This is a genomic window from Enterobacter sp. AC1, assembly GCF_050434705.1.
GTDB lineage: Bacteria > Pseudomonadota > Gammaproteobacteria > Enterobacterales > Enterobacteriaceae > Enterobacter > Enterobacter cloacae_L.
Genome location: NZ_JBNDIZ010000008.1, coordinates 102,358 through 124,770, shown reverse-complemented (window position 1 = coordinate 124,770; position 22,413 = coordinate 102,358). Strand labels below are relative to the sequence as shown.

17 protein-coding genes are annotated in these 22,413 nt (G+C 57.9%); 11 read left to right on the top strand and 6 right to left on the bottom strand.

The annotated features are described in order from the left end of the window. Positions 1 to 86: 86 nt before the first annotated feature. Positions 87 to 1,136 carry an AI-2E family transporter gene (locus tag M2433_RS20095; protein WP_047345720.1) on the bottom strand — a complete coding sequence of 350 codons (1,050 nt, stop codon included), beginning with the start codon at positions 1,134 to 1,136 and terminating at the stop codon, positions 87 to 89. A 144-nt stretch (positions 1,137 to 1,280) separates the two neighbouring features. On the opposite strand from M2433_RS20095, the gene M2433_RS20090 reads away from it, so the two are divergent. Beyond that, positions 1,281 to 2,498 (top strand): MFS transporter, encoded by a 1,218-nt coding sequence (locus M2433_RS20090; protein WP_429056406.1) that lies wholly within the window; start codon positions 1,281 to 1,283, stop codon positions 2,496 to 2,498. Between the two features lie 4 nt (positions 2,499 to 2,502). Here M2433_RS20090 and M2433_RS20085 read toward each other — a convergent pair whose 3' ends face one another. Both M2433_RS20085 and M2433_RS20080 read right to left on the bottom strand, forming a co-directional pair. After that, positions 2,503 to 3,060 (bottom strand): DcrB family lipoprotein, encoded by a 558-nt coding sequence (locus M2433_RS20085; RefSeq protein WP_047345722.1) that lies wholly within the window; start codon positions 3,058 to 3,060, stop codon positions 2,503 to 2,505. Between the two features lie 72 nt (positions 3,061 to 3,132). Then, positions 3,133 to 3,798 (bottom strand): 7-cyano-7-deazaguanine/7-aminomethyl-7-deazaguanine transporter, encoded by a 666-nt coding sequence (locus M2433_RS20080; protein WP_248103720.1) that lies wholly within the window; start codon positions 3,796 to 3,798, stop codon positions 3,133 to 3,135. A gap of 167 nt (positions 3,799 to 3,965) precedes the next feature. Between M2433_RS20080 and tusA the strand changes: the two genes are divergently transcribed. Continuing rightward, a complete protein-coding gene (gene tusA / locus M2433_RS20075) occupies positions 3,966 to 4,208 on the top strand; it encodes a sulfurtransferase TusA (RefSeq protein WP_025759645.1) in 243 nt (80 codons plus the stop codon). Between the two features lie 94 nt (positions 4,209 to 4,302). Here tusA and yhgN read toward each other — a convergent pair whose 3' ends face one another. Next, a complete protein-coding gene (yhgN, locus tag M2433_RS20070) occupies positions 4,303 to 4,896 on the bottom strand; it encodes an NAAT family transporter YhgN (RefSeq protein WP_003861574.1) in 594 nt (197 codons plus the stop codon). Between the two features lie 177 nt (positions 4,897 to 5,073). Between yhgN and asd the strand changes: the two genes are divergently transcribed. The 6 genes from asd (at position 5,074) to glgP (ending at position 15,777) form a co-directional block, all read left to right on the top strand. Beyond that, complete coding sequence (asd, locus tag M2433_RS20065; protein ID WP_429056411.1) at positions 5,074 to 6,177, top strand: aspartate-semialdehyde dehydrogenase; 1,104 nt, start codon at positions 5,074 to 5,076, stop codon at positions 6,175 to 6,177. Between the two features lie 231 nt (positions 6,178 to 6,408). Beyond that, positions 6,409 to 8,595: a 1,4-alpha-glucan branching enzyme gene (glgB, locus tag M2433_RS20060; RefSeq protein ID WP_429056413.1), complete on the top strand. Its 2,187-nt coding sequence runs from the start codon at positions 6,409 to 6,411 to the stop codon at positions 8,593 to 8,595. Continuing rightward, a complete protein-coding gene (glgX, locus tag M2433_RS20055) occupies positions 8,592 to 10,565 on the top strand; it encodes a glycogen debranching protein GlgX (RefSeq protein ID WP_429056414.1) in 1,974 nt (657 codons plus the stop codon). Before glgB ends, glgX begins: the two co-directional genes overlap by 4 nt. Before the next feature lie 17 nt (positions 10,566 to 10,582). Then, positions 10,583 to 11,878 (top strand): glucose-1-phosphate adenylyltransferase, encoded by a 1,296-nt coding sequence (gene glgC, locus M2433_RS20050; protein WP_023309510.1) that lies wholly within the window; start codon positions 10,583 to 10,585, stop codon positions 11,876 to 11,878. Beyond that, on the top strand, positions 11,878 to 13,311 hold the full coding sequence (gene glgA / locus M2433_RS20045; RefSeq protein ID WP_059311218.1) for a glycogen synthase GlgA: 1,434 nt from the start codon (positions 11,878 to 11,880) through the stop codon (positions 13,309 to 13,311). The genes glgC and glgA overlap by 1 nt, the downstream gene beginning before the upstream one ends. 18 nt (positions 13,312 to 13,329) lie before the next feature. Continuing rightward, positions 13,330 to 15,777, top strand: coding sequence for a glycogen phosphorylase (glgP, locus tag M2433_RS20040; protein ID WP_429056418.1), 2,448 nt, complete (start codon positions 13,330 to 13,332; stop codon positions 15,775 to 15,777). Positions 15,778 to 15,872: 95 nt separating this feature from the next. On the opposite strand, the gene glpD is transcribed toward glgP, so the two are convergent. Continuing rightward, on the bottom strand, positions 15,873 to 17,381 hold the full coding sequence (gene glpD, locus M2433_RS20035) for a glycerol-3-phosphate dehydrogenase (protein ID WP_063431224.1): 1,509 nt from the start codon (positions 17,379 to 17,381) through the stop codon (positions 15,873 to 15,875). A gap of 250 nt (positions 17,382 to 17,631) precedes the next feature. On the opposite strand from glpD, the gene glpE reads away from it, so the two are divergent. From glpE to M2433_RS20020, 3 genes are read left to right on the top strand one after another with little or no spacing between them, the layout of a single operon-like run. Continuing rightward, the gene (gene glpE, locus M2433_RS20030) at positions 17,632 to 17,964 is read left to right on the top strand and encodes a thiosulfate sulfurtransferase GlpE (protein WP_006177908.1); all 333 of its coding nucleotides are present in this window, start codon (positions 17,632 to 17,634) and stop codon (positions 17,962 to 17,964) included. 47 nt (positions 17,965 to 18,011) lie between these two features. Further along, positions 18,012 to 18,842, top strand: a complete 831-nt coding sequence (gene glpG / locus M2433_RS20025; RefSeq protein WP_059311220.1) for a rhomboid family intramembrane serine protease GlpG — start codon at positions 18,012 to 18,014, stop codon at positions 18,840 to 18,842. Between the two features lie 16 nt (positions 18,843 to 18,858). Continuing rightward, complete coding sequence (locus M2433_RS20020) at positions 18,859 to 19,617, top strand: DeoR/GlpR family transcriptional regulator (protein WP_008503060.1); 759 nt, start codon at positions 18,859 to 18,861, stop codon at positions 19,615 to 19,617. Between the two features lie 61 nt (positions 19,618 to 19,678). On the opposite strand, the gene malT is transcribed toward M2433_RS20020, so the two are convergent. Then, the gene (gene malT / locus M2433_RS20015) at positions 19,679 to 22,384 is read right to left on the bottom strand and encodes an HTH-type transcriptional regulator MalT (RefSeq protein WP_063958040.1); all 2,706 of its coding nucleotides are present in this window, start codon (positions 22,382 to 22,384) and stop codon (positions 19,679 to 19,681) included. Positions 22,385 to 22,413 lie beyond the last annotated feature (29 nt).

The following is a 22,413-nucleotide window of genomic DNA, read 5'->3' as shown; positions in this document are numbered from 1 at the left end:
TCATAGCAGAGAGAGCCGCAAAGTTGCGCAGCGAAACCATTACTATAATCCATTGACCTCGGTAATGGCTAACAGGACGAGGAGGTTTACCCTGGCAACCGGCTCTTAGGTCTTCCAGGCCCAAGCAGAATGGCCAGCTTGCTGCCGCCTTTGGTGGTTTCCATCCAGATCTTACACACGCTGGTCAGAGGGACCGAGAGCAGCATGCCGACCGGGCCCAGCAGCCATCCCCAAACCAGTAAGGATAAAAACACCACCAGCGTCGACATGCCGAGCCGGTGCCCCATCATGCGCGGCTCAAGAATATTGCCCAGCACCATGTGCACGACGAGGAACAGCGCGCCGACTAGCATGCATTCGTAGAAACCGTTAAACAGAAACGCCTGAATCATCGGCGGTACGGCAGAGAGCACCGCGCCAATATTCGGCACGTAGTTCAGCAGAAAGGCCAGTACGCCCCACATCAGCGCGAACTGCACGTCCATCAGCATCAGCCCCAGCCAGACAATGACCCCGGTCCATACGCTCAGGAGCGTTTTCAGCGCCAGATATTTGGACACGCCCTTCAGTGCCCGGTGCAAGCCGGCAATGTGAATCTGAGGATTATTCAGCGCAAAGCGCAGCTTATAGGGAACGTGGCGCACTTCGAACAGCATAAACACCACCGTCATGACCAGCAGCAGAATGCTGGCCATCGCGCCAGAAAGCCCCGTCATCAAGGTGGTGGCGTAGGTCATGACTTTCTCTGAATCCATCCGGCGCAGCATTCGTTCGGGTGAGATATGCAGATTAAGGAAAGGCACCATCTCCTGCAGCGCCACGATCTTACGCGTCAGCTCTTTGTTGTACTGCGGCAGCATCGTGGAGAATTCGCTCAGCGAGGCCGCCAGCACGCCGAAAAGCGCCGTCAGGGCAATCAGCATGACGATAACTACGATGGTGATCGCCACCGGTCGGCTGACGCCCCGGCGTAAAAACCAGGTGACAAGGGGATTAAGCACAATGGCAAAAAAGAGCGCCAGCAGGAGCTGAACGATAATGTCGGCGGCAGAATGGATACCCGCAAGGATAACCACCAGACAGGCGAGTTTTAATAAGATGTGTAGTCCTGCTTTGTCGGACGGATTAGGAGTCATGCGCGTTCCTTAGTGTGATGACCCGGTAAGTGTAGTGCCCGGGCTTCGCTTCGTCTGGATCCGTTAATCTGAAAGTCGGTGCTGATTTTCTTATTGCGTCGTGGTAATAGTGAAACACTGTTGCAAAAAATCAGGTAGAACCCCATGCCCGAACCTGCCGCTGAACCGGCACTGAGCGGACTGCGCCTTAATCTGCGCATCGTTTCCGTCGTTATTTTCAACTTTGCCAGCTATCTGACCATTGGCCTGCCGCTGGCGGTCTTGCCGGGCTATGTCCATGACGTCATGGGCTTTAGCGCCTTCTGGGCGGGTCTGGTGATTAGCCTGCAGTATTTCGCCACGCTGCTGAGCCGCCCGCATGCCGGGCGCTACGCGGACGCGTTCGGTCCAAAAAGCATCGTGGTTGTCGGGCTGTGCGGCTGTTTCCTCAGCGGTCTGAGCTACCTGCTGGCTGCCACAACCAGCCACTGGCCGCTGGTCAGCCTGGTGCTGCTCTGCCTGGGCCGCGTCATCCTGGGCATCGGGCAAAGCCTGGCGGGAACCGGGTCAACGCTGTGGGGCGTGGGGGTAGTCGGCGCGCCGCACATTGGCCGGGTGATCTCCTGGAACGGTATTGTTACCTACGGCGCGATGGCGCTCGGTGCGCCGCTCGGCGTGGCCTGCTATGCGTTTGGCGGCCTGTATGGACTGGCCATCACCATCATGGCTGTCGCGCTTGTGGCAATCCTCTTTGCGCTGCCGCGCCCGAAGGTGAAGGCCAGCAAGGGCAAGCCGCTGCCGTTTCGGGCGGTGCTGGGGCGCGTCTGGCCGTACGGCATGGCGCTGGCGCTGGCGACCACCGGCTTCGGTGTCATTGCAACCTTTATTACCCTGTTCTATGACGCTAAAGGCTGGGACGGCGCAGCCTTTGCGCTAACCCTGTTCAGCTGCGCGTTTGTGGGCGCACGTTTACTTTTCCCTAACGGTATCAACCGTCTGGGCGGGCTGAATGTGGCGATGATCTGCTTTGCGTTCGAGATTGTCGGGCTGCTGTTGACCGGAATCGCCGTGGTGCCCTGGGTCGCGAAAGTGGGCGTGTTCCTCGCGGGGGCGGGTTTTTCACTGGTCTTCCCGGCGCTGGGCGTGGTGGCGGTCAAAGCCGTGCCGCAGCAGAACCAGGGGGCGGCGCTGGCAACCTATACGGTCTTTATGGATATGTCTTTAGGGATTACCGGCCCGCTGGCGGGGCTAGTGATGAGCTGGGCAGGGGTTCCGGTTATCTATCTTGCCGCGGCGGGCATGGTGGTTATCGCCCTGTTGCTGACGTGGCGGCTAAAAAAATGGCCCCCGGTGCAGGCACCGGAGGCCACGTCATCATCGTGAAGACTTACTGGATCACGATGGTGTTAATGATGTTTTCAGCAGCCGTCTGCGCTTTCTGCTGGTTTTCCGCAGGCAGGGTGATCTGCAGGGTCAGCAGTTTGTTATCAACCTTGCCCAGCACGACAGAAGAGTAGGCGGTCTGGCCTTTAGCGGAGATGATGCTGTCCAGCTGCTGCAGCGTGTGGCCTTTCAGTTCGATGGACTTATTGGTAACCACCTGCAGCTGCGGATCGCGGCCGCGCTGCTGATCTTCCAGACGTTTGGACAGTACGGCCAGGTCTTCGCTGGTGTCGTCGCCCACAATCACAATGACCGCTTTCTGCCCGGTTGCGTCGGAGTAAACGTGCATATTGTTCGCCTGGGTGCCCAGCTTGCCGCTCTGGTCAGTCATATCGGCTGGCAGAGAGAAGCTGAGTTTGCCATCCATCAGATTCACCGGCTGACCGGTCGCATTGCTCTCTGCGGATGCGCCCTGAGCAGGCGTTTTCGTGTCGCTGTTATCACAGGCTGCAAGACCCACAACCAGCAGGCCAATCCCGACATATTTAACCAGATTGCGCATTGACTTCTTCCTTTCGATAAACGGCCATAGCGGCTCATTCGATCATCTTATCACAACTGATAAAGCGAACCCTTAACCAGCCTGCAATGCCGTGATTTCAGATTTATCTGCCAGCCTTTTCAGCAGCATATTCAGCAGCACGCCGTACATAGGCAGGAAGAAGACGATGCTGATGAGCACCTTGAAGCAGTAGTCCACCAGCGCGATTTCCATCCAGTGTTCGGCCATGAACGCGTCCGGGCTGCGCCAGAAGGCGATGAAGAAGAAGGCGAGCGTATCGCTCACGTTACCGAACAGCGTCGAGGCGGTGGGCGCCATCCACCAGCGATGGTTTTGACGCAGGCGGTTAAACACGTGTACGTCGAGGATCTGCCCCAGCGCGTAGGCCATAAAGCTCGCCGCGGCGATACGGGCAACAAACAGGTTGAAGTGGGTTAACGCCTCTAAGCCCTGCCAGCTTCCCATATAAAACAGGGAGGACACCACGTACGAGATAAACAGCGCCGGAAGCATGACGGCAAAAATAATGCGGCGGGCCAGCGGTGCGCCAAAAATACGTACGGTTAAATCCGTGGCGAGGAAAATAAATGGAAAACTGAACGCGCCCCAGGTGGTGTGAAAACCAAAAATGGAGATGGGGAGCTGCACCAGATAGTTACTGGAGGTAATCACCAGCAGGTGAAAAAGGGAAAGCCAGAACAACGCTTTTACGCGCTGCGATTCAGAAAACTGCGTCATATTGTGACCTTTTTATACGTTGGGGTGAGGGAACCCAATAAAAACCGCAGCATGATACTGCTTTGACAGGACATTGCAATGGTTAGTTTTTACGCAATCGTTAACCTGGTTTGCATTGACTGCAACGGGGCGTAAACTACAGCCGTTTTTACCTGACCGAGAAGATCATGACCGACCTGTTTTCCAGCCCAGACCACACCCTCGATGCCCAGGGCCTTCGCTGCCCGGAACCGGTAATGATGGTACGTAAAACCGTGCGCAACATGCAGACCGGTGAAACGCTGCTGATCGTCGCCGACGACCCGGCCACCACGCGCGATATCCCCGGTTTTTGTACCTTTATGGAGCATGAGCTGGTCGCCCAGCAGACCGACGCGCTGCCGTACCGGTATTTGATTCGTAAGGGTTAGTCCTCTGCGGCCTGATGCCCTCACCCCGGCCCTCTCCCACGGGGAGAGGGAACAAACACGAAAAATGGCCACGCAGTGGCCATTTTGCTTTTACCTAGCCCTTCATCCACGCCCGGATCCCATCCAGGAACATCTGCGTCGCCATCATCACCAGAATCAGCCCCATCAGACGCTCCAGCGCGTTTACCCCTTTCTCCCCGAGCAGGCGCAGGAACAGCGACGACTGCAGCAGGATAATAAATGTCCCGCCCCAGGCAATCAGCAGGGCAATCACCAGATGGCTCATCTGATTCGGATACTGATGCGACAGCAGCATCAGCGTGGCCAGAATGGTCGGCCCGGCAACGAGGGGAATCGCCAGCGGCACAATAAACGGCTCTTCACCCGCGGGCAGGCCGCTGCTGCTGCCTTCCGCGCTCGGGAAAATCATCTTAATCGCAATCAGGAACAGAATAATCCCGCCGGAAATCGACACGGTTTCGGCGCGCAGGTTCAGGAACGCGAGGATTTTTTCACCCGCAAACAGGAAGATAAACATCACCAGCAGGGCAATAAGCAGCTCGCGGATCATGATCGCCCGGCGGCGCTTCGGCTCGGTGTGCTTCAGCACCGACATGAAGATTGGCAGGTTGCCCAGCGGATCCATTATCAGAATCAATAAAACCGCGGCGGAAATGATTTCACTCATGTAAATTATCCCTGAAACTCTCTATGGTTATTATGATGATTAGCTGTATTTCTGATTGCCGGGCAATCATCGATTAATTTCGCTTGCGACTTTGGCAGCATTTTGTAATGTGAAGCATATCCCAGTTCAATACTGGCTTGCACAAACAGCACACACCCTCTGCAGGAAAAAAATGCTATGAAAAACGTTGGTTTTATCGGCTGGCGCGGTATGGTCGGCTCTGTACTCATGCAACGCATGGTTGAAGAGCGCGATTTCGACGCTATCCGCCCGGTCTTCTTCTCCACTTCCCAGCTCGGCCAGGCTGCTCCGTCCTTTGGTGGTACCACAGGCACGTTGCAGGATGCTTACGATCTGGAAGCGCTGAAGGCACTCGACATTATTGTCACCTGCCAGGGCGGCGATTATACCAACGAAATCTATCCAAAGCTGCGTGAAAGCGGCTGGCAGGGCTACTGGATTGACGCGGCCTCTTCGCTGCGTATGAAAGACGATGCCATCATCATTCTCGACCCGGTTAACCAGGGCGTCATTACCGATGGCCTGAACAACGGCGTGAAAACCTTTGTCGGCGGCAACTGTACCGTCAGCCTGATGCTGATGTCCCTCGGCGGCCTGTTCGCGCAGGACCTGGTGGAGTGGGTCTCCGTGGCGACGTACCAGGCGGCGTCCGGCGGCGGCGCGCGTCATATGCGCGAGCTGCTGACCCAAATGGGCCAGCTGCATAACAGCGTCGCGACCGAGCTGGCAAACCCGGCGTCCGCGATTCTGGATATCGAGCGTAAAGTCACTCAGCTGACCCGCAGCGGCGAGCTGCCGGTGGATAACTTTGGCGTACCGCTGGCCGGTGGGCTGATCCCGTGGATCGACAAACAGCTGGATAACGGCCAGACCCGCGAAGAGTGGAAGGGTCAGGCAGAGACCAACAAAATTCTCGCGACCGCGAATACCATTCCGGTTGACGGTCTGTGCGTGCGCATCGGCGCGCTGCGCTGCCACAGCCAGGCCTTCACCATTAAACTGAAAAAAGATGTGTCTATTCCGACCGTGGAAGAGCTGCTGGCCGCGCACAACCCGTGGGCGAAAGTGGTGCCAAACGATCGCGATATCACCATGCGTGAACTGACCCCTGCGGCCGTTACCGGCACGCTGACCACGCCGGTTGGCCGTCTGCGTAAGCTGAACATGGGGCCGGAGTATCTCTCCGCGTTCACCGTGGGTGACCAGCTCTTATGGGGCGCGGCAGAACCGCTGCGCCGCATGCTGCGCCAGCTAGCGTAATAATTTGTTAACTACAAGGGGGTGATTTTCACCCCCTTTTTTTGCGTACTACATGGAGTAAAACGCATATGTCTTATTTTTATCAGGAGTCGTGTAGAGCGTTGGCTATGCTTTAAGGAAGAGTCATTTCTTACCTGAGGTTAGGACGGGCTGACAGGATGCCCGTTCAGGTCACATTAAAGTCGTCCCAGGCGCTAAAAAAGGACGACATAAAAAAACAGGATGAATACCATGTCCGATCGTGTGGATAGAGACGTGATTAATGCGCTTATTGCGGGTCATTTTGCCGACCCCTTTTCCGTGCTTGGGATGCATCATACTGAGGCTGGTCTGGAAGTTCGGGCATTGTTACCGGATGCCACCGAAGTGTGGGTCATTGAACCCAAAACCGGCCGCAAGGTGGGTAATCTGGAATGCCTCGATTCACGTGGCTTCTTCTCCGGGGTCATGCCCCGTCGTAAAAACCCCTTTCGTTACCAGCTCGCCGTCATCTGGCACGGCCAGCAAAACCTGATTGACGACCCCTATAGTTTTGGCCCGCTCTTAAAAGAGATGGACGCCTGGCTGCTGTCTGAAGGGACCCATCTGCGACCTTATGAAACGCTGGGAGCCCATGCGGACACGATGGACGGTATCACCGGCACGCGGTTTGCCGTGTGGGCGCCAAATGCCCAGCGCGTCTCCGTTGTCGGACAGTTCAACTACTGGGACGGGCGCCGTCACCCGATGCGCCTGCGCCGCGAAACCGGCATCTGGGAACTGTTTATCCCCGGGGCGCACAACGGGCAGCTCTATAAGTTCGAGATGATCGACGCCCACGGCAAGCTGCGCATTAAATCCGACCCTTATGCCTTTGAAGCGCAGATGCGCCCGGAGACCGCGTCGCTGATCTGCGGCCTGCCGGAGAAAGTCGTCCAGACGGAGGAGCGCAAGCAGGCCAACCGCTTTGATGCCCCGATCTCCGTTTATGAGGTCCATCTCGGCTCATGGCGTCGCCACACCGATAACAACTTCTGGCTCAGCTACCGGGAACTGGCCGACCAGCTTGTTCCGTACGCTAAATGGATGGGCTTTACCCACCTTGAGCTGCTGCCGGTCAATGAGCACCCGTTCGACGGCAGTTGGGGCTATCAACCCACCGGGCTGTATGCGCCGACGCGCCGCTTCGGCACGCGCGATGACTTCCGCTACTTCATTGATGCCGCACACGCCGCCGGTCTGAACGTGATCCTCGACTGGGTGCCGGGTCATTTCCCGTCGGATGATTTTGCGCTGGCAGAGTTTGACGGCACGAAGCTGTACGAGCACAGCGACCCGCGCGAGGGCTATCACCAGGACTGGAATACGCTGATCTACAACTACGGTCGCCGTGAAGTGTCGAACTACCTGGTCGGGAACGCGCTGTACTGGATTGAGCGCTTCGGCATTGATGCCCTGCGCGTCGATGCGGTGGCGTCGATGATCTACCGCGACTACAGCCGCAAAGAGGGCGAGTGGATCCCGAACGAGTTTGGCGGCCGTGAAAACCTGGAAGCGATTGAATTCCTGCGCAGCACCAACCGTATTATCGGCGAGCAGGTCGACGGTGCCGTCACCATGGCGGAAGAGTCCACTGATTTCCCGGGCGTCTCCCGTCCGCCGTCAATGGGAGGACTGGGATTCTGGTACAAGTGGAACCTCGGCTGGATGCACGACACGCTCGACTACATGAAGCTCGATCCGGTTTATCGCCAGTACCATCATGACAAGCTGACGTTCGGGCTACTCTACAACTACACCGAAAACTTCATGCTGCCGCTGTCGCACGATGAAGTGGTGCACGGCAAGAAATCCATTCTCGACCGGATGCCGGGCGACGCGTGGCAGAAGTTTGCCAACCTGCGCGCCTACTACGGCTGGATGTTTGCTTTCCCGGGCAAAAAACTGCTGTTTATGGGCAACGAGTTCGCCCAGGGACGCGAGTGGAACCACGATACCAGCCTCGACTGGCATCTGCTGGAGGGCGGCGACAACTGGCACCACGGGGTGCAGCGTCTGGTCCGGGACCTGAACCTGACCTATCGGCATCACAAAGCGCTGCACGAGCTGGACTTCGATCCGTACGGCTTTGAGTGGCTGGTGGTGGATGACCACGAGCGCTCGGTGTTTGTCTTTGTGCGCCGTGACAAAGCGGGTAACGAGATTATCGTCGCCAGCAACTTCACGCCGGTGCCGCGCCAGCACTATCGCTTTGGCATTAACCAGCCGGGTAAATGGCGCGAAATCCTCAATACCGACTCCATGCATTACCACGGCAGCAACGCCGGCAACGGTGGGCTGGTACAGAGCGATGCCGTCGAAAGCCACGGGCGGCCCAACTCCCTGAGCCTGACGCTGCCGCCGCTTAGCACTATCTGGCTGGTGCGGGAGGGAGAATGACGCAGCTTACGGCAGGTAAACCCGAACCGCTCGGGGCGAGCTTTGACGGAAAGGGGGTGAACGTCACCCTCTTTTCCGCTCACGCGGAGCGGGTGGAGCTGTGCGTGTTTGACGGGGAAGGTAACGAGCACCGTTACGACTTACCGGCGCGCACGGGGGAGACCTGGCACGGCTACCTGGCCGGAGGACGGCCGGGGATGCACTACGGTTTTCGCGTTCACGGTCCCTGGGATCCCGCGCAGGGGCACTGGTTTAACCCGGCGAAGCTGCTGATTGACCCGTGCGCGCAACGCGTGGACGGCGAGTTTAAAGACGACCCGCTGTTCCACGTGGGCTACGGCGAGCCCGACCACCGCGACAGCGCGTCCGTCGTGCCAAAAAGCGTGGTGGTGAACGATCTCTACGACTGGGAAGACGATTCTCCGCCGCGCACGCCGTGGGGCAATACCGTCATTTATGAGGCTCACGTCAAAGGGCTGACGTACCTGCATCCGTCGATCCCCAAGGAGATGCGCGGCACCTACAAGGCACTCGGGCATCCGACGATGGTCGCCTACCTGAAACACCTCGGCATCACCGCTCTGGAGCTGCTGCCCGTGGCGCATTTCGCCAGCGAGCCTCGTTTGCAGCGGCTGGGGCTGAGCAACTACTGGGGCTACAACCCGCTGGCCATGTTCGCGCTCGAACCCCGCTATGCCGTCCATCCGGAGAAAGCGCGGGACGAGTTTCGCGATGCGGTGAAGGCGCTCCACGCGGCGGGTATTGAGGTCATTCTGGACGTGGTGCTGAACCACAGCGCCGAAAGCGATCTCGACGGTCCGACGCTCTCCATGCGCGGAATTGATAACCGTAGCTATTATTGGATCAGGCAGGATGGCGATTACGAGAACTGGACCGGATGCGGCAACACGCTCAATCTCAGCCATCCGGCGGTCACACATTTTGCTTATGAATGCCTGAAATACTGGGTGGAAACGTTCCACGTCGACGGTTTTCGTTTCGACCTGGCGCCCGTGATGGGGCGCACGCCGGCGTTTAGCCAGCAGGCGCCGCTGTTTGAGGCGATAAAAAACTGTCCGGTGCTCTCGCAGGTGAAGCTCATCGCGGAGCCGTGGGACATCGGTGAAGGCGGCTATCAGGTCGGGAATTTCCCGCCGCTCTTTGCCGAGTGGAACGATCATTATCGCGATGCCGTGCGCCGCTTCTGGCTGGAGCGGAATCTGTCGCTGGGGGAATTTGCCGGACGCTTTGCCGCATCCAGCGATCTCTTTAAGCGTGACGGCAAACGCCCGTCGGCCACCGTTAATCTGTTAACGGCGCACGACGGTTTTACGCTCCGGGACTGCGTTTGTTTCAATCAGAAACACAATGAGGCAAACGGCGAGGAGAATCGCGATGGCACTAACAATAACCATAGCTTTAATCATGGTATAGAAGGGTTAGGCGGAAGTCTGGACGTTATCGAGCGGCGACGCGCCAGCGTTCATGCGCTGCTGACAACGCTTTTACTGTCGCAGGGCACGCCGATGCTGCTGGCGGGTGATGAGCACGGCCACAGCCAGCACGGTAACAACAATGCGTATTGCCAGGACAACACCTTAACCTGGCTCGACTGGGGAGAAGCGAACAGCGGGTTGATCCACTTCACCGCGGCGCTGATCCATCTTCGCCAGCACATCCCTGCGCTGACCGCCGACCGCTGGTGGGAAGAGGGTGACGGGAACGTCCGCTGGCTGAATCAAGACGCGCAACCGCTAAGCGCGCAAGAGTGGCAACACGGCGTACCGCGCCTGCAAATCCTGCTCTCGGATAAGTGGCTGGTCACGCTGAACGCGACGGATGACGTCGCAGAGATTGTTTTACCTGACGGGGAATGGCGCGCCGTTCCCCCCTTTGCCGGAGCGGATAATCCGGTAGTAATGGCTGTCTGGCACGGGCCTGCGCACGGAGTGTGCGTATTCCAAAGATGATAAAAAAGGAGTTAGTCATGGTTAGATTAGAGAAAAACGATCCCTTAATGTTGGCACGCCAGCTACCATTAAAAACGGTTGCCCTGATACTTGCGGGCGGGCGTGGTACCCGTCTGAAAGATTTGACCATCAAGCGCGCCAAGCCGGCTGTTCACTTTGGTGGTAAGTTCCGCATTATTGACTTTGCGCTCTCCAACTGCCTGAACTCAGGTATTCGCCGCATTGGCGTCATTACGCAGTATCAGTCGCACACGCTGGTTCAGCATATTCAGCGCGGCTGGTCATTCTTCAGCGAAGAGATGAACGAGTTTGTCGATCTCCTTCCTGCGCAGCAGCGCGTTCACGGCGAAAACTGGTATCGCGGGACGGCGGATGCGGTCACGCAGAACCTCGATATCATTCGTCGCTATAGCGCGGAATACATTGTGATCCTCGCCGGGGACCACATCTACAAGCAAGATTACTCCCACATGCTCATCGACCATGTCGAAAAAGGGGCACGCTGCACCGTGGCGTGTCTGCCGGTGCCCGTTGCGGAAGCGACGGCGTTTGGCGTCATGCACGTGGATGCGGACGATAAAATTATCGACTTCGTTGAAAAACCGGCTAACCCGCCAACCATGCCGGGAGACGACACCAAATCGCTCGCCAGCATGGGGATCTATGTCTTTGATGCAGACTATCTTTATGAGCTGCTGGAAGACGACGACAAAGACGAAAACTCCAGCCACGACTTCGGTAAAGACATTATTCCGAAAATCACCAAAGCTGGCATGGCGTATGCACATCCTTTCCCGCTGTCCTGCGTGCAGTCCGACCCGAATGCGGAACCTTACTGGCGCGATGTGGGAACGCTGGAAGCATACTGGAAAGCGAACCTCGACCTGGCGTCGGTTACGCCTGAGCTGGACATGTACGACCAGAACTGGCCGATTCGTACCCATATGGAATCGCTGCCGCCGGCCAAATTCGTTCAGGACCGCTCCGGCAGCCACGGTATGACGCTGAACTCGCTGGTGTCCGGCGGGTGCATCATTTCAGGCTCGGTGGTGGTGCAGTCGGTACTGTTCCCCCGCGTGCGGATAAATTCATTTTGTAATATCGATTCGGCAGTCTTATTGCCGGATGTCTGGGTAGGGCGCTCGTGCCGTCTGCGTCGCTGCGTTATCGACCGTGCCTGCGTCATTCCTGAAGGGATGGTGATTGGCGAGAACGCGGAAGAAGACGCGCGTCGTTTCTACCGTTCAGAAGAGGGGATCGTGTTAGTCACACGGGAAATGTTGCGGAAGCTGCAGATCAAACAGGAGCGATGATGCAGGTTTTACACGTATGTTCTGAGATGTTCCCGTTGTTAAAAACGGGCGGTCTGGCAGATGTGCTTGGCGCATTACCGGCGGCGCAAATCGCCGGAGGCGTGGATACCCGAGTCCTGCTGCCCGCCTTTCCGGATATCCGGCGCGGTATTCCCGATGCAAAAGTCGTGTCGCGTCGTGAGACTTTCGCCGGACGCATTACCCTGCTGTTTGGACATTACAATGGCGTAGGGATTTACCTGATCGACGCGCCGCACTTATACGACCGACCGGGCAGCCCGTATCACGATACGAACCTGTTCGCATATACCGACAACGTGCTGCGCTTTGCGCTGCTTGGTTGGGTCGGAGCAGAAATGGCGACGGGGCTGGATCCGTTCTGGCGTCCGGATGTGGTGCACGCGCACGACTGGCACGCCGGGCTTGCCCCGGCGTATCTCGCCGCGCGCGGCCACCCGGCCAAATCCGTCTTTACCGTGCATAACCTGGCGTATCAGGGCATGTACTATGCCCATCACATGAATGACATCGATCTGCCATGGTCGTTTTATAACATGCACGGGCTGGAGTTTAACGGGCAAATTTCGTTCCTGAAGGCGGGGCTGTACTACGCCGATCACATCACGGCGGTGAGCCCAACCTACGCCCGCGAAATTACCCAGCCGGAGTTTGGCTACGGTATGGAAGGCCTGCTGCAACAGCGCCATCGTGAAGGGCGCCTGTCGGGTATTTTGAACGGCGTGGATGAACAGATCTGGAGCCCGGAAACCGATCTTCTGCTGGCGGCGCGCTATGGCCGTGATTCCGTGGAAGACAAAGCGGAAAACAAACGCCAGCTGCAGATTGCGATGGGCCTGAAGGTTAACGACAAAGTGCCGCTGTTTGCGGTAGTGAGCCGCCTGACCAGCCAGAAAGGGCTGGATCTGGTGCTGGAGGCGCTGCCCGGTTTACTGGAACAGGGCGGACAGCTGGCCCTGCTCGGCGCGGGCGACCCGGTGCTGCAGGAAGGTTTCCTTGCCGCCGCCGCGGAACATCCTGGCCAGGTGGGCGTGCAGATTGGTTACCACGAGGCCTTCTCGCACCGCATTATGGGCGGTGCGGACGTCATCCTGGTGCCAAGCCGTTTCGAACCCTGCGGCCTGACGCAGCTTTACGGCCTGAAATACGGCACCCTGCCGCTGGTTCGCCGCACGGGCGGGCTGGCGGATACCGTATCCGATAGCTCTCTGGAAAACCTGGCGGACGGTATCGCCAGCGGGTTTGTCTTCGAGGACAGTAATGCCTGGTCGCTGCTTCGGGCGATTCGGCGTGCTTTCGTCTTGTGGTCCCGTCCATCGCTGTGGCGTTACGTACAACGTCAGGCGATGTCCATGGACTTTAGCTGGCACGTCGCGGCGCAGTCGTACCGCGATCTCTATCAACGCTTGATGTAACGAGGCGAAGTTACTGATATGAACGCTCCATTTAGCTACTCTTCACCCACGCTCAGCGTTGAGGCGTTAAAGCACTCCATCGCCTACAAGCTGATGTTCACCATCGGGAAAGATCCGGTTATTGCCAACAAGCACGAGTGGCTGAACGCCACCCTGTTTGCGGTGCGCGACCGTTTAGTGGAACGCTGGCTGCGCTCAAACCGCGCCCAGCTCTCGCAGGAAACGCGTCAGGTTTACTACCTGTCGATGGAATTTTTGATTGGCCGCACGCTGTCCAATGCGCTGTTGTCGCTCGGTATTTATGACGACGTCAAAACCGCACTGGAAGAGATGGGGTTAGATTTAGAAGAACTGATCGACGAAGAGAACGACCCGGGCCTCGGTAATGGCGGTCTGGGGCGTCTTGCCGCCTGCTTCCTCGACTCGCTGGCGACGCTGGCGCTGCCGGGCCGCGGCTACGGTATTCGCTACGACTACGGCATGTTCAAACAGAACATCGTCGACGGGCGTCAGAAAGAGTCCCCGGACTACTGGCTGGAGTACGGTAACCCGTGGGAGTTTAAACGTCACAACACGCGTTACAAGGTGCGCTTTGGCGGGCGTATTCAGCAGGAAGGGAAAAAATCCCGCTGGGTAGAAACCGAAGAGATCCTGGCCGTGGCCTACGACCAGATTATCCCCGGCTACGACACCGATGCCACCAACACGCTGCGCCTGTGGAGCGCCCAGGCCAGTAGCGAAATCAACCTCGGTAAATTCAACCAGGGTGACTATTTTGCGGCGGTGGAAGACAAAAACCACTCCGAGAACGTGTCCCGCGTGCTGTACCCGGACGACTCGACCTATTCCGGCCGCGAGCTGCGCCTGCGTCAGGAGTATTTCCTCGTCTCCTCAACGATTCAGGATATCCTCAGCCGCCACCATCAGCTGCACAAAACCTACGCCAACCTGGCGGAGAAAACCGCGATTCACCTTAACGACACCCACCCGGTGCTCTCCATTCCAGAGCTGATGCGCCTGCTCATCGACGAGCATAAGTTCAGCTGGGATGACGCGTTTGAGGTGACCTGTCAGGTGTTCTCCTACACTAACCACACGCTGATGAGCGAAGCGCTGGAAACGTGGCCGGTGGATATGCTCGGCAAAATCCTGCCGCGACATCTGCAGATTATCTTTGAGATCAACGACTACTTCCTCAAGACCCTGCAGGAGCAGTACCCGAACGATACCGGCCTGCTGAGCCGGGCGTCCATCATTGATGAATCGAACGGCCGCCGCGTGCGCATGGCCTGGCTGGCGGTGGTGATCAGCCACAAGGTAAACGGGGTGTCTGAGCTCCACTCAAACCTGATGGTGCAGTCGCTGTTTGCGGACTTCGCGAAGATCTTCCCGACGCGGTTCTGCAACGTGACCAACGGCGTTACGCCGCGCCGCTGGCTGGCGCTGGCCAACCAGCCGCTGTCTGAGGTGCTGGACGAGAATATCGGCCGCACCTGGCGTACCGATTTGAGCCAGCTGAGCGAGCTTGAACAGCACATTGATTTCCCGACGGTGAATAAAGCCGTGCGCGAAGCCAAGCTGCTGAACAAAAAGCGTCTGGCGGTCTGGCTGGCGATGCACCTCAACGTGGTGGCAAACCCGAAAGCGCTGTTTGACGTGCAGATCAAACGCATTCACGAATACAAGCGTCAGCTGATGAACGTGCTGCACGTGATCACCCACTACAACCGCATCAAGGCCGATCCCACGGCGGAATGGGTGCCGCGCGTGAAGATCTTTGCCGGTAAAGCGGCCTCCGCCTACTACATGGCGAAGCACATTATCCATCTCATCAACGACGTGGCGAAGGTGGTCAACCAGGACCCGGAGATTGGCGACAAGCTGAAGGTGGTGTTCATTCCGAACTACAGCGTTAGCCTGGCGCAGCTGATCATCCCGGCGGCGGATCTCTCGGAGCAGATTTCCACGGCGGGGACGGAAGCGTCCGGCACCAGTAACATGAAGTTTGCCCTTAACGGCGCCTTAACCATCGGCACGCTGGACGGGGCGAACGTCGAGATGCTGGAGCATGTGGGGGAAGAAAATATCTTCATCTTCGGTAATACGACGGAAGAGGTGGAGGCGCTGCGCAGGAAAGGCTACTCGCCGCGTCAATATTACGAAGAGGATGAAGAGTTACGCCAGGTGCTGACGCAGATCGCAACCGGCGTGTTTAGCCCTGACGAGCCGAGCCGCTATCGCGATCTGGTGGACTCGCTGATTAACTTTGGCGATCACTATCAGGTGCTGGCGGATTATCGCAGCTACGTGGACTGTCAGGATAAGGTGGACGATCTTTACCGTCAGCAGGAGAAGTGGACCAGCGCCGCGATGTATAACATCGCCAATATGGGCTATTTCTCGTCCGACAGGACCATCAAGGAGTATGCCGAGACGATCTGGCATATTGATCCGGTGAGGTTGTAAAAGCAAAACGGCAACCCTGGTTGCCGTTTTTAGTGTTTGTTCCCTCTCCCTGTGGGAGAGGATCAGGGTGAGGGCATCAGCCCGCACCGATCGTATCAAGACGCTAACGACAGCTCACGCTTTCCCGCGTTCTGCAGCAACCACTGCGCCACGCGGGACTGCTGCTCGGCGTTGAGCCACATCCCTTCTTTGGTACGACGCCAGATAGCATCGTCCAGGCGGCGAACCCATTCGTGTTCGACCAGATAGCGCAGTTCGGCTTCGTACAGCTCGTGGCCGAAATGTTCGCCCAGATCCGCAATCTCTTTCGCGTCGCCCAGCAACAGCTCGGTATTGCTGCCGTAGGTGCGGGCATAGTGGCGCGCCATTCCTTCGGTGATGAACGGGAAGCGACGACGCAGCTTCGCGGCATAATCATCGCGGTTATCGCCGATATCACCGCCGGGCAGTACCGCGCCTTTGGTCCATGCCGGGCCAATGCCTTTGTAGTACGGCGCCAGTTTCTCCAGCGCGTGCTCGGCCAGCTTGCGGTAGGTGGTGAGCTTGCCGCCAAACACCGACAGCAGCGGCGCCTGGCCGTCTACGTCGTGAATATCAAGCGTATAGTCGCGGGTGATGGCCTGCGGTGAATCCGATTCATCGTCGCACAGCGGACGCACGCCGGAGTAGGTCCAGACCACGTCATCGCGCGACAGCTGTTTCTTAAAGTGCGCGTTATACACTTTGAGCAGGTAATTCACTTCGCTCTCGTCGATCTCGACGTTTTTCGGATCGCCTTTGTACTCCACGTCGGTGGTGCCGATGATCGAGAATTCGTCCATCCACGGGATCACAAACACGATGCGCTTGTCTTCGTTCTGCAGAATGTAGGCCTGTTTCTGCGTATGCACGCGCGGCACCACAATATGGCTGCCTTTGATCAGGCGAATGCCGTACGGCGAAGGGAGATGCATGCCGTCGTCAAAGAACTGCTTCACCCACGGACCGGTGGCGTTCACCAGGCCGCGCGCTTTCCAGCTAAACTTCTCGCCGGTATCGATATCTTCCGCTTCGACAATCCACAGGCCGTTTTCACGACGGGCAGCGGTCGCGCGGGTGCGGGTTTTCACCTCGCCGCCTTTCTTCTCGACCATCTGCGCATTGGCCAGCACCAGGCGGGCATCGTCCACCCAGCAGTCGGAATATTCGAAACCGCGCACGATTTCAGGCTTAAGGACCGATTCTGAGCCAAAACGCAAACCGGTCGACCCCGGCAGGCTGGTGCGTTTACCCAGATGATCGTACATAAACAGACCGATTCGGATCATCCACGCCGGACGCAGATGCGGGCGGTGGGGCAGGCGGAAGCGCATCGGAATAGCCAGATGCGGCGCCATTTTCAACAGCACTTCACGTTCGGCCAGTGCTTCACTGACCAGGCGGAATTCGTAGTGTTCCAGGTAGCGCAGGCCACCGTGAATCAGTTTGGAGCTGGCGGACGACGTCGCGCAGGCGAGATCGTTAGCTTCCAGCATCAGCACGGATAATCCGCGTCCTGCGGCATCGACCGCAATGCCGGCACCGTTGATGCCACCGCCTATCACAATCAGATCTTTGGTTTCCATAACACCCTCACGCACTTTCGTTAAAGCTCAGAAATGTTCGATATCGCTCATAATAGCAAAGGAACGCGCTTTTGGTAACATCAAAAAAACAATTTAGAGTGATATGGATAACATAATGGCGTTTACCCGCCGCCAGGACGTACACTACGGGGTAAAATAGTGCGACTAACTTTTCTCCCTCTCCCCGTGCGAGAGGGCTGGGGTGAGGGCATCAGAGCGCACCCAACCTGAACAACAGAAAGAGAACACCATGGATCAGTTTGAATGTATTAACGTAGAAGAAGCCCACCAGAAGATGCACCAGGGAAAAGCGGTGCTGGTGGACATTCGCGACCCGCAAAGCTTTGCGATGGGCCACACGCCGGGCGCGTTCCACCTCACCAACGACACGCTGGGCGCGTTTATGCGCGATAACGACTTCGAGACGCCGGTGATGGTCATGTGCTACCACGGCAACAGCAGCAAAGGCGCGGCGCAGTATCTGCTTCAGCAGGGCTATGACGCGGTATACAGCGTCGACGGCGGTTTCGATGCCTGGCATCGTCACTTCCCGGCAGAAGTGGAATACGCTTTTGAGCGCTGATCCCGCTATACTGTCCCCTTTTGTGTGGAAATAAGCGACCGCTGCCCATGTTGATGATCACCTCTTTTACCAACCCGCGCGTCGCCCAGGCGTTTGTCGACTATATGGCGACGCAGGGCGTTATTCTGACCATTCAGCAACATCATCAGACCGACGTCTGGCTGGCCGACGAGAGCCAGGCCGGGCGGGTAAACGAGGAGCTGGCGCGTTTTCTTGAGAATCCCGGCGACCCGCGCTATCTGGCGGCAAGCTGGCAGTCTGGCCAGACGGACACCGGGCTGCACTACAGCCGTTTTCCTTTCCTTGCCACCATCCGCGAACGCGCGGGCCCGTTTACGCTGCTACTGATGGCCGCCTGCATCATCGTCTTCATTATTATGAACGTGGTGGGCGACCAGAGCGTGATGATTGCCCTGGCGTGGCCGTACGATCCGTCTCTTGAGTTTGACGTCTGGCGCTACTTTACCCACGCGCTGATGCACTTCTCGGTGATGCATATCCTCTTTAACCTGCTCTGGTGGTGGTATCTCGGCGGCGCCGTCGAAAAGCGCCTGGGGAGCGGCAAGCTGATCGTTATCACCATTATTAGCGCGCTGCTGAGCGGCTACGTGCAGCACAAATTCAGCGGCCCGTGGTTTGGCGGGCTGTCCGGCGTCGTGTATGCCCTGATGGGCTATGTCTGGCTTCGTGGGGAACGCGACCCGGAAAGCGGCATCTATCTGCAGCGCGGATTAATAACCTTTGCGTTAATATGGCTGATTGCCGGATGGTTTGATCTGTTTGGTATGTCTATCGCCAATGGTGCGCACGTCACCGGGCTGGCCATCGGGCTGGCGATGGCCTTTGCCGACACGCTCCATGCGCGAAAACGAACATAATTCTCAGGGATAATTGATGAAACAAACACAACGCCATGACGCCATTATCGAACTGGTAAAAAAACAGGGATACGTCAGCACCGAAGAGCTGGTGGAGCAGTTTGCCGTCAGCCCGCAAACCATCCGTCGGGACCTGAACGACCTGGCCGATCAAAACCGCATTCTGCGCCACCACGGTGGAGCGGCGCTGCCGTCCAGCTCGGTCAATACTTCCTGGCACGACCGTAAAGCCACGCAGACGGCAGAGAAAGAGCGCATTGCCCGCAAGGTCGCCAGCCAGATCCCGAACGGGGCGACGCTGTTTATTGATATCGGCACCACGCCTGAAGCGGTCGCCCATGCGCTGCTGGATCACGAGAATCTGCGCGTGGTGACCAACAACCTGAACGTGGCCAACACCCTGATGCAGAAAGACGATTTCCGCATCATCCTCGCGGGCGGCGAACTGCGCAGCCGCGACGGCGGAATTATTGGCGAAGCGACCCTCGATTTTATCTCCCAGTTCCGCCTCGACTTTGGCATTCTGGGGATCAGCGGCATCGACAGCGATGGCTCGCTGCTGGAGTTTGATTACCACGAGGTGCGCACCAAACGCGCGATTATCGAAAACTCGCGCCACGTGATGCTGGTGGTGGATCACTCTAAGTTTGGCCGTAACGCGATGGTCAACATGGGCAGCATCAGCATGGTGGATGCGGTCTATACCGACGTGATGCCGCCGGCGGGCGTTATGCAGGTGATTAAAGATAATAATTTGCAGTTAGAGCTGTGTTGAGACGCCTTTCTCCCTCTCCCTGTGGGAGAGGGCCGGGGTGAGGGCATCAGCCCGCACAAACCTACACGCCATACCCCATCATCTTCAAAAGCTGCTGTGCATGCTGCACCGCATCCTGACGATGCGCCACGCCCAGCTTCTGATACAGGTTGCGGATATGCGTTTTGATGGTGGTCGCCGCCACCGCCAGCTCGCCGGCAATCTGCTCATTGCTGTAGCCTGAATAGATCAGTCCCAGAACCTGCCATTCGCGCTGGGTGAGCGGGCTGGTGCGGATAAGCTCCGGCACTTCCGGGTGGTTCAGCAGACGTTCAACGAAGTTCTCATCGAAATGCGCAAACTTGTGGCGATGGTGCTGGTTAATCTCGCGCAGAATGCGCTGGGCGCGATGCTGATCGAGTTCCGGCAGCGTATTGAGCTGAATAAGCTGACGCAGCTGCTGCGCCATCACTTCACCTTCAATCACAAAGTGGCTGATAAACCCGGTGCGGTTAGCCAGCTGCAGCGCTTCCAGCAGCACGCGCTGCGCGTCGTTTTTACGGCCCGCCTGCCAGTAGAGCTGGTTAAGCAGCAGCAGGTTGCGGTTCAGGTCGCTCATCAGGCGCAGGCTGCGCGCGTTCTCGTTCAGCTCTTCCAGCACAATCTCTGCGGGCTCTAAATCACCGAGCAGGATCTGCGCGCGGGCGATGTTGCGCCACTGGCTCTGCAGGAAGTGGTTGTTAGCAAATTCCGGTTTTGGCGTCTGGCGCAGCCAGTTGGCGGCGGATTTTTTGTCGCCGGTCATCTGCCAGTAAATCACCCGGACCTTATCGGCGTTCGAAACCCAGTCGCTATGATACTGACCGTTGCCGAGCAGGTTTTCCAGGCGGTTAAGATGGTTGCGGGCGTTATCGAGATCGCCGCGCGCCAGCGAGCACTGCACCAGCAGCGCCAGACACTGCAGCTGCTGCTGTGGCTGGAAGCCGGAGAGGACGTTCACACCCTGACGGGCGCAGCTTTCGGCTTCATCCAGACGCGACCAGGCCCACAGTAGCTGAGCGCGAATACGCAGCAGGAACTCGTGCATCGGCAGCTGTTCAAGGTGCTGTTCACGAATCAGCTGGAACGCTTTTTCCTGGTTTTCCCAGGCGGCCTGCAGGAAGCCCTGAGCGAACAAAATTTCGCTTTGCTGGATCAGGCTCCACAGCGCGTAGTGCCAGACATCATGGCGACGCGCCATCTGTTCGGTTTGCTGCATCAGCGACAGGGAGCGCGTCAGCTCGCCTTTGCAGTGCAGCACTTCGCCGTGTACCGACGTGGCAACGATCCGGCTGTAGAAGTTGGCGAGCGGCAGTTCATCCAGGGCGACCATCGCCAGGCGTTCAGCCTCGTCCGGGTCGCCGTCGTTAATCGCCACCTGGGCCCGCAGGGCGTTAAATTCACCGTGCAGGGGCGTATCCATGTTGCTTTCCATCTCCTGCTCCGCGCGGGCCAGCAGAGTGTTCACTTCGCTGTAGCGGTGCTGGCTCTGCATGAGCCAGGCCTGAAGCAGCACCAGACGCGGGTTCTCCAGCAGGCTTTCCCACGGCAGCGCTTTCAGGGACTCTTCAAGCAGCGTCAGCTCGCTGTGGTTAAACAGGCCCCACGCGTGGTTGAGAAGGATATCGCGCAGCATGCTGGCGTCGCCGGCGGCCAGCGCGTGGTGAATGGCCTCGCTCGGGAAGCCCTGTGCCATCCAGCTTTCGGCGGCGGCGCGGTGAATTTCCGGCAGTTCAACCGCCAGTTCCCACTGACAGCGCTGGCGCAGGAAGCTGCCAAACAGCGGGTGATAGCTAAACCACTCGCCCGGGTCGTCCATGCGCGTCAGGAAGAGGCCCTGGCGTTCAATCTCTTCAAGCTGCAGCTGACCGTTTTCACACCCCGTCACGCGCACGATCAGCGCATCGTTCATGGAGCGCAGCAGCGAGCTTTTCAGCAGGAAATTGCGGGTCGACGGATCGACGCTGTCCAGCACCTCATCCACCAGGTAATCCGACAGGTGGCTGGCGTTAATGCCGGCCAGGCGACGCGCAGACTGATGCGCCGGGCTGTTGTTTTGTCGGGCAGAGAGAGCGATAAGCTGCAGTGCCGTGGCCCAGCCGGCGACGTCGTCGCACAGGCGGCTGCTTTCGGCGGCCTCAATCGGGGATGTCAGGCGGCAGTCAAAGAATTGCTTCGCTTCCTGATGGGTAAAGGCCAGCTGCTGGCTGCCCACCTCAAGAAGCTGGTCGCGCACGCGCAGGTTGGCAATACCCAGCTGCGGCAGGTTGCGGGACAGCACCACTAAGGTCAGGTTTTCCGGCTGATGGCGCAGGAAGAAACGCATCGATTCATGAATAACCGGGTTAGTGATGAGATGGTAATCATCAATCACCACGTACAGCGGGCGATGCCATTCGGCCAGTTCGATAAACACCTGAGAGAAAAGGGAGGACAGGCTGGCGTACTGGCGCTTTTGCACCATCACCTCACTGGCGACGCAGTGTCCATTGGTTGCCTGCTGAATAGCGGCAATCAGATAGCTGGCAAAGCGCTCCTGCTGGTTATCGCCCTCGTCGAGGGAGTACCAGCCAAGATCGCTCTTACCCGCGGCCCATTGCGAAATGAGCGTTGTTTTTCCATAACCTGCAGGGCTCGTAACCAGCGCCAGTCGGAAATTATGCGCGCCGGAAAGTTTAGCCAACAGACGCTCGCGGACCACGGTATGGTCAAGGCGAACCGGGCGACTTAATTTAGACGGAATCAACATAGGTTTCACTTCACTGTGGGGAACGAGAG

What these genes read in the sequence shown, in the direction of transcription:
- asd (WP_429056411.1), top strand. Translation starts at nt 5,074, where the DNA reads ATGAAAAACGTTGGTTTTATCGGCTGGCGCGGTATGGTCGGCTCTGTA.
- glgB (WP_429056413.1), top strand. Translation starts at nt 6,409, where the DNA reads ATGTCCGATCGTGTGGATAGAGACGTGATTAATGCGCTTATTGCGGGT.
- M2433_RS20080 (WP_248103720.1), bottom strand. Translation starts at nt 3,798, where the DNA reads ATGACGCAGTTTTCTGAATCGCAGCGCGTAAAAGCGTTGTTCTGGCTT.
- tusA (WP_025759645.1), top strand. Translation starts at nt 3,966, where the DNA reads ATGACCGACCTGTTTTCCAGCCCAGACCACACCCTCGATGCCCAGGGC.
- glgA (WP_059311218.1), top strand. Translation starts at nt 11,878, where the DNA reads ATGCAGGTTTTACACGTATGTTCTGAGATGTTCCCGTTGTTAAAAACG.
- glgC (WP_023309510.1), top strand. Translation starts at nt 10,583, where the DNA reads ATGGTTAGATTAGAGAAAAACGATCCCTTAATGTTGGCACGCCAGCTA.
- M2433_RS20095 (WP_047345720.1), bottom strand. Translation starts at nt 1,136, where the DNA reads ATGACTCCTAATCCGTCCGACAAAGCAGGACTACACATCTTATTAAAA.
- yhgN (WP_003861574.1), bottom strand. Translation starts at nt 4,896, where the DNA reads ATGAGTGAAATCATTTCCGCCGCGGTTTTATTGATTCTGATAATGGAT.
- glgP (WP_429056418.1), top strand. Translation starts at nt 13,330, where the DNA reads ATGAACGCTCCATTTAGCTACTCTTCACCCACGCTCAGCGTTGAGGCG.
- M2433_RS20085 (WP_047345722.1), bottom strand. Translation starts at nt 3,060, where the DNA reads ATGCGCAATCTGGTTAAATATGTCGGGATTGGCCTGCTGGTTGTGGGT.
- glgX (WP_429056414.1), top strand. Translation starts at nt 8,592, where the DNA reads ATGACGCAGCTTACGGCAGGTAAACCCGAACCGCTCGGGGCGAGCTTT.
- glpE (WP_006177908.1), top strand. Translation starts at nt 17,632, where the DNA reads ATGGATCAGTTTGAATGTATTAACGTAGAAGAAGCCCACCAGAAGATG.
- glpD (WP_063431224.1), bottom strand. Translation starts at nt 17,381, where the DNA reads ATGGAAACCAAAGATCTGATTGTGATAGGCGGTGGCATCAACGGTGCC.
- malT (WP_063958040.1), bottom strand. Translation starts at nt 22,384, where the DNA reads ATGTTGATTCCGTCTAAATTAAGTCGCCCGGTTCGCCTTGACCATACC.
- M2433_RS20090 (WP_429056406.1), top strand. Translation starts at nt 1,281, where the DNA reads ATGCCCGAACCTGCCGCTGAACCGGCACTGAGCGGACTGCGCCTTAAT.
- glpG (WP_059311220.1), top strand. Translation starts at nt 18,012, where the DNA reads ATGTTGATGATCACCTCTTTTACCAACCCGCGCGTCGCCCAGGCGTTT.
- M2433_RS20020 (WP_008503060.1), top strand. Translation starts at nt 18,859, where the DNA reads ATGAAACAAACACAACGCCATGACGCCATTATCGAACTGGTAAAAAAA.